Below are 5,708 nucleotides of genomic sequence, written 5' to 3'. Positions count from 1 at the left end.
CGAGATAAGTGACGCGGAGCGTCACGGGATGCATTCCCACGCGGAGCGTGGGAACGATCAGCAGCTGAATGCATGCGGTGCGTTAGTGGGACCGGCTTTAGCCGGGAAGCTTTTGCTTTGCTTTGCTTTGCTTTGCTTTCGCTCTTGATCTTCTACGCGGTAGTCCAAACACCACAAAACGCGACTTTGGTGCAGGCCGAACGCAGACGACGCGGAGTGGGTCGAGCGGCATGGATGCCGCGAGAGCGCCGTCAGGACATGGATGTCCGTTCGGCGCGGGCCCACGGAGCGTCGTCGGAGTGAGGGTATCCCGACGGAGGAGGGACCTAACCAGGAGCAAGCACCTTTGGTTACTTGGGGTGCTTTTCCAAGTAACTCGCCGAAGGCGAAACAGTCTGCCCCTAGGCAGACGCTGTTGATCTTGATCTTCCGCGCTGACGCTGACGCGCAATACGGCAAAAAAACGGCACCGCTCTTGCCGCTTTCCTCCCAATGAGCGGAAATCCCTTGCCGCTTTTCTGTCATCCCTCCTCACCAACACCCCTGCAGCCCCCGTAAACCCGTGCTTTCAGAAAGTGGCACACACCTTGCTATAACTCCTGCACGTACATCTGGTCAGCCCTCAAAGGTCCCGACATGAGCATCAGTTTTGAAAACGCCCTCGGCATCCACGAAAAAGCACTCAACTTCCGCGCCCAGCGTGCCGAAGTGCTGGCCAACAACATCACCAACGCCGACACCCCCAACTACAAGGCGCGTGACCTCGACTTCTCCAAAGTCCTGGCCGCCGAAAGCGACAAAAGCAAAAACGGCCACTTCGCCCTCGACATGACCAACAACCGTCACATCGAAGCCGAAGGCATGAGCGATGGCGAAGCCAGCCTGCTCTACCGCACCCCGTCGCAGCCGTCGCTGGATCAGAACACCGTCGACTCCCAAGTCGAAAATGCCAACTACGCCGAAAACGCCATCGGTTTTCAGGCCAGCTTCACCTTGCTCAACAGCAAATTCAAAGGGCTGGTTGCAGCCCTGCGCGGAGAGTAATCCATGTCCCTGTCCAGTGTTTTCAATATTGCCGGTAGCGGCATGAGTGCCCAGAACACCCGCCTCAACACCGTGGCCAGCAACATCGCCAACGCCGAAACCGTGTCCTCCAGCATGGACAAGACCTACCGCGCCCGCCATCCGGTGTTCGCCACGGTCTTCCAGGGCCAGGAAGCCGGCGGCAGCGCATCGCTGTTCGAAGACCAGGGCCAGGCCGGCACCGGTGTACAGGTTTCCGGCATCATCGAAGACGCCTCCAACCTCGAAGCACGTTACGAGCCAAATCACCCGTCAGCCGACAAGAACGGCTACGTGTATTACCCGAACGTCAACGTCGTCAACGAGATGGCCGACATGATCTCGGCCAGCCGTTCGTTCCAGACCAATGCGGAAATCATGAACACCGCGAAAACAATGATGCAGAAGGTCCTGACCCTGGGTCAGTGATAAAGGGCGAAATCCATGACGGTCTCAAACACAGACGCTACCTCGTCGTTCCTCAAAGGGCTGCAAACCACGACCCCCGGGACCACAGGCACTAGCACCAAATCCAGCACCAGCACCAGCAGCCTCACCGGCTCAAGTTCCCTGGGCAAGGATTCGTTCCTGCAGTTGCTGGTCACGCAGATGCAGAACCAGAACCCGCTGGATCCTCAGGACAACAGCGAGTTCGTGGCGCAGCTGGCCCAGTTCAGCAGCCTGGAAACCATGCAGAACCTGAGCACCTCGGTTGACTCGATCAGCACCATGTATCAGTCGTCCCAGGCGTTGCAGGCTTCTTCGCTGGTCGGCCGCTCGGTGACCGTGGACGCGGGTTCGACCTACGTCGACACCAGCAAGGCGATGACAGGTTCGGTGGTGTTGCCATCGTCCAGCGCCGACACCACGGTGAAGATCTACGACAGCACCGGTACCAACGTCGTGCGCACCATCGACCTGGGGACTCAGGCGGCAGGCACCACGTCCTTCAGTTGGGATGGCAAAGACGACAGCGGCGCAGCGGTGGCAGCGGGCAACTACAGCTTCGTCGCCAACGGCAAGCTGGACGGTAAGGGCACTCAGCTGAGCACCTACCTGCCGGCGACAGTGAACAGCGTAACCATGGGCACAACGGGCTCTGACATGACGTTGAACCTCGCCGGCGGCACCCAGGTGGCACTGGCAAAAATCAAGCAAATCGGAATTTAGAGCCGACTAGACGGCGCAGGAGTTAAATCATGTCTTTCAATGTTGGTCTTAGTGGGCTCTACGCGGCAAACAAAAGTCTCGACGTCACCGGCAACAACATTGCCAACGTCGCGACCACCGGTTTCAAATCTTCCCGTGCGGAGTTTGCAGACCAGTACGCCCAGTCAATTCGCGGCACCTCCGGCACTTCCAATACCGGTAGCGGCGTTTACACCGCCGCCGTTTCACAGCAGTTCACCCAGGGCACGCTGAACACCGGTACCGGGCGCAGCCTGGATCTGGCGATCAACGGCAACGGCTTCTTCATGATGAGCAACAACGGCGAGAAGCTTTACACCCGCGCCGGCGCATTTCACACCGATTCCGATGGCTACATCGTCAACGAGGCGGGCAACAATCTCCAGGGCTACAGCGTTGACGGTCAGGGCAATGTCGCCACGGGCGTGCTGAGCAACCTGCGTGTCGACTCCTCAAACCTGGCGCCGAAAAGCACCAGTTTGATCACCGTCGCCTCCAACCTGAACTCTTCGTCCACCGTCCCGACCGTTGCGACGTTCTCGCCGTCGGACACCAGCAGCTACACCACGACCTACAGCACGCCTATGTACGACAGTCAGGGTAACCAGCACACCCTCGACCAGTATTTCGCGAAGACGGGCACCAATACCTGGACCATGTACAGCCTGGTGGATGGCCGCAGCATCAACGATCCAACGTCCACCAAGCCTGACGCCACAGCCGTGACCTTCGATTCGTCGGGTGGTTTGATCACCAGCGGCACCGGTAGCCCGGATACCACCAATTCGCCAAACGTGAGCATTGGCACGGATGGTGTTTTCTCCCTCAATAACTGGGTGCCGGCTGCCAAGACTACCGTTGGCAGCACCATCACCTGGGCGAGTAACGGCGCGGCTGCCAACGCGGGCGGGATCAAGCTCAACATGCTGGCGACCACCCAGACCAACGCGGTGTCGGGTGCAATCAACAAGACCCAGGACGGCTACGCCACCGGCCAGATCACGGCGATGAACATCGACGCCACCGGCAACATGTTCGCGACCTACACCAACGGTCAGTCGAAGGTCATCGGTCAGGTGTCGCTGACCAACTTCGCCAACGTCCAGGGCCTGTCCCCGGCAGGCGGCACCGCCTGGCGCGAATCGTCGGCATCGGGCATTCCGGTCACCGGCGCGCCGCAGTCGGGTACGCTGGGTTACCTGACCGGGCAGGCGCTGGAAGAATCCAACGTCGACCTGACCGGCGAGCTGGTCAACCTGATCAAGGCGCAAAGCAACTACCAGGCGAACGCCAAGACCATTTCGACACAAAGCACCATCATGCAGACCACCATTCAGATGACCTGATAACGGTCGCTGGACACGGTCAACGAAGCCCCTCTCAGAGGGGCTTTTTTTATGGCTTTTTTTTGACTGAAATATCGAGAGCCATCCCACTCTACAACTGGAAACTTCCTACTTTCGTCTTTGCGAGAATCAAGTCCGCTGACAAATAAATGCCATTGCGCGGCGCCGTTTACGGGGCCGTTCGATTGCATTCCTTTGCCCGCGAACTTCGATGCATTGACGAGCGTGTCGTTTAGCAACGACTCAGGGAGTGTTCATGTCATTCAACACAGCGGTTTCAGGTTTGCACGCGGCGCACAAACGCATGGAAGTGGCCGGCAACAACATCGCCAACGTCCACACGTCCGGTTTCAAATCCTCTCGCGCCGAATTCTCGGCGGTCTATTCCTCATCCATGCTCGGCGGCAGCCGCACAGCCTCAGGGGATGGGGTGCAAGTGGCCAACGTCTCGCAGAACTTCGCGCCCGGCGGGGTCATCACCAGCGAGGGGCGGGCCCTCGACATGCGCATTCAGGGCAACGGTTTCTTTGTCATGAGTGACGCCGGTTCCATCAGTTACGGCCGGTCAGGGGCATTCATCAAGGATGCGCAGAATTTTGTCGTCGACGCCCATGGCAGTCGCTTGCAGGGTTATGGGATTACCGACGACGGGAAAGTGATCAGCGGCGTTCGCACGGATTTGAAAATTGACTCCGCGGGCATGTCGCCCAAGGCCACCGCCAAAATGGAGCAGACCTTCAACCTGAACGCGGCGTCGGCGTCACTCGGCGCCATCCCGCGATTTGATCCTGGCGACCCGACCACCTTCACTCGGGTAACCGGGCGGGTCATTCAGGACGCCGGCGTTCCGCCACAGGATCACGAGCTCAAGCAGTACTTCGTCAAGACCGACGACAATAACTGGACGTCGTACATTCTCGTCGACGGCGTCAATCCGCTGGATCCCACCAGCAACGCGCCGCTGGAGATCGGTTTGCAGGTGTCTGCGGCCGGCAAGCTTTCACTCACCGGCCCGACGGCGGCGGTCAAGATAATTTCCGACACCGAGTTGGAGCTGCAGACCTGGCGCCCGGCGATCAACGTCAACGGCACCTGGACCGCCAGCCCCGCGCCGTCTCCAGGACCGATCTCACTGCCGCTGGTCGATAGCGGTCTGCCCGTGCTGGACCCGGCCGATCCGCTTATGCCGCGGCCGGTACCGAGCTTCAATCCGTCTGACATCACCACCTTCACCAAGGCGTCCACCTACGGCGTTTTCGACAGCCTGGGCATGCGCCACGAGATGACCCAGTACTTTGTCAAAGACGGCAGCAACAGCTGGAAGATGCATACGCTGATTGACGGGCGCAACCCGCAGGATCCGACCAGCACGGCGCCGTCGACGGCGAGCATGCTGTTTGACTCAGGCGGCTCGTTGCAATCGCTGATCGGCAGTCAGTGGCTGACCGCCGCCAACAACACCCTGACCCTCGAAGGCTGGGTGCCGGCCAAACCGCTGGACGGCAACAAGCCGGGCGGGCGGTGGGGTGCGAATGGCGCGGTGGGAAATGCCGACGGGATTGTCATGGACTTCAACAAGACCACTCAGCACAACGCCGCCACCGGCAGCAGCAACATCGTCATCGACGGCCATGCGGCAGGGCAGGCCACCCAATTGACGATCGACAAGAGCGGCATGCTGATGATCGGCTTCAGCAATGGCCTGCACCGCAACGTGGGTCAGGTCATGCTCGCCAGCTTCGCCAACAATCAAGGGCTGCAGCCGGTGAGCGACACGCGCTGGGTCGAAACCCTGGCCTCCGGCGTCGCCAATTATGAAACCCCGGGCGTCGGCACCTTGGGCAGCGTTATCGGGCACTCGCTGGAGGGCTCCAACGTCACGTTGACCAATGAGCTGGTCGAGCTGATCCAGGCGCAGACGGCGTATCAGGCCAACTCGAAAACCCTGTCGACGGAGGCGGAACTGATGCAGACGCTGATACGCGCGACCTGATCCGGGATTTAGCGTGGACGCGAATGTGTGACCGGCTTTAGCGGGGAAGGCGGTGTGTCAGGCGATGGATCTGTCACAGATAGGCCGCCTTCGCGGGCAAGCGCGCTCCTACAGTGGAT

The 5,708-nt window shown here is 60.0% G+C and carries 5 protein-coding genes; all 5 read left to right on the top strand.

Annotation, left to right across the window (positions count from 1 at the left end):
- The first annotated feature begins 636 nt into the window (after positions 1–636).
- Positions 637–1,044, top strand: coding sequence for a flagellar basal body rod protein FlgB (gene flgB / locus BMY98_RS24415; protein ID WP_074893064.1), 408 nt, complete (start codon positions 637–639; stop codon positions 1,042–1,044).
- Between the two features lie 3 nt (positions 1,045–1,047).
- Positions 1,048–1,491 (top strand): flagellar basal body rod protein FlgC, encoded by a 444-nt coding sequence (flgC, locus tag BMY98_RS24410; protein ID WP_074893061.1) that lies wholly within the window; start codon positions 1,048–1,050, stop codon positions 1,489–1,491.
- A 15-nt stretch (positions 1,492–1,506) separates the two neighbouring features.
- Positions 1,507–2,232, top strand: coding sequence for a flagellar hook assembly protein FlgD (locus BMY98_RS24405; RefSeq protein ID WP_074893059.1), 726 nt, complete (start codon positions 1,507–1,509; stop codon positions 2,230–2,232).
- Between the two features lie 29 nt (positions 2,233–2,261).
- Positions 2,262–3,596: a flagellar hook protein FlgE gene (gene flgE, locus BMY98_RS24400; RefSeq protein ID WP_074893057.1), complete on the top strand. Its 1,335-nt coding sequence runs from the start codon at positions 2,262–2,264 to the stop codon at positions 3,594–3,596.
- 256 nt (positions 3,597–3,852) lie between these two features.
- On the top strand, positions 3,853–5,589 hold the full coding sequence (locus BMY98_RS24395) for a flagellar hook protein FlgE (protein ID WP_074893055.1): 1,737 nt from the start codon (positions 3,853–3,855) through the stop codon (positions 5,587–5,589).
- Positions 5,590–5,708 lie beyond the last annotated feature (119 nt).

Origin of the sequence: Pseudomonas graminis (assembly GCF_900111735.1) — a bacterium.
Classification (GTDB): Bacteria; Pseudomonadota; Gammaproteobacteria; order Pseudomonadales; family Pseudomonadaceae; genus Aquipseudomonas; species Aquipseudomonas graminis.
This window is presented reverse-complemented; position numbering and strand designations above follow the sequence as displayed.

Coding starts and splice junctions, on each gene's coding strand:
- flgB (WP_074893064.1), top strand. CDS start 637: ATGAGCATCAGTTTTGAAAACGCCCTCGGCATCCACGAAAAAGCACTC.
- BMY98_RS24395 (WP_074893055.1), top strand. CDS start 3,853: ATGTCATTCAACACAGCGGTTTCAGGTTTGCACGCGGCGCACAAACGC.
- flgE (WP_074893057.1), top strand. CDS start 2,262: ATGTCTTTCAATGTTGGTCTTAGTGGGCTCTACGCGGCAAACAAAAGT.
- flgC (WP_074893061.1), top strand. CDS start 1,048: ATGTCCCTGTCCAGTGTTTTCAATATTGCCGGTAGCGGCATGAGTGCC.
- BMY98_RS24405 (WP_074893059.1), top strand. CDS start 1,507: ATGACGGTCTCAAACACAGACGCTACCTCGTCGTTCCTCAAAGGGCTG.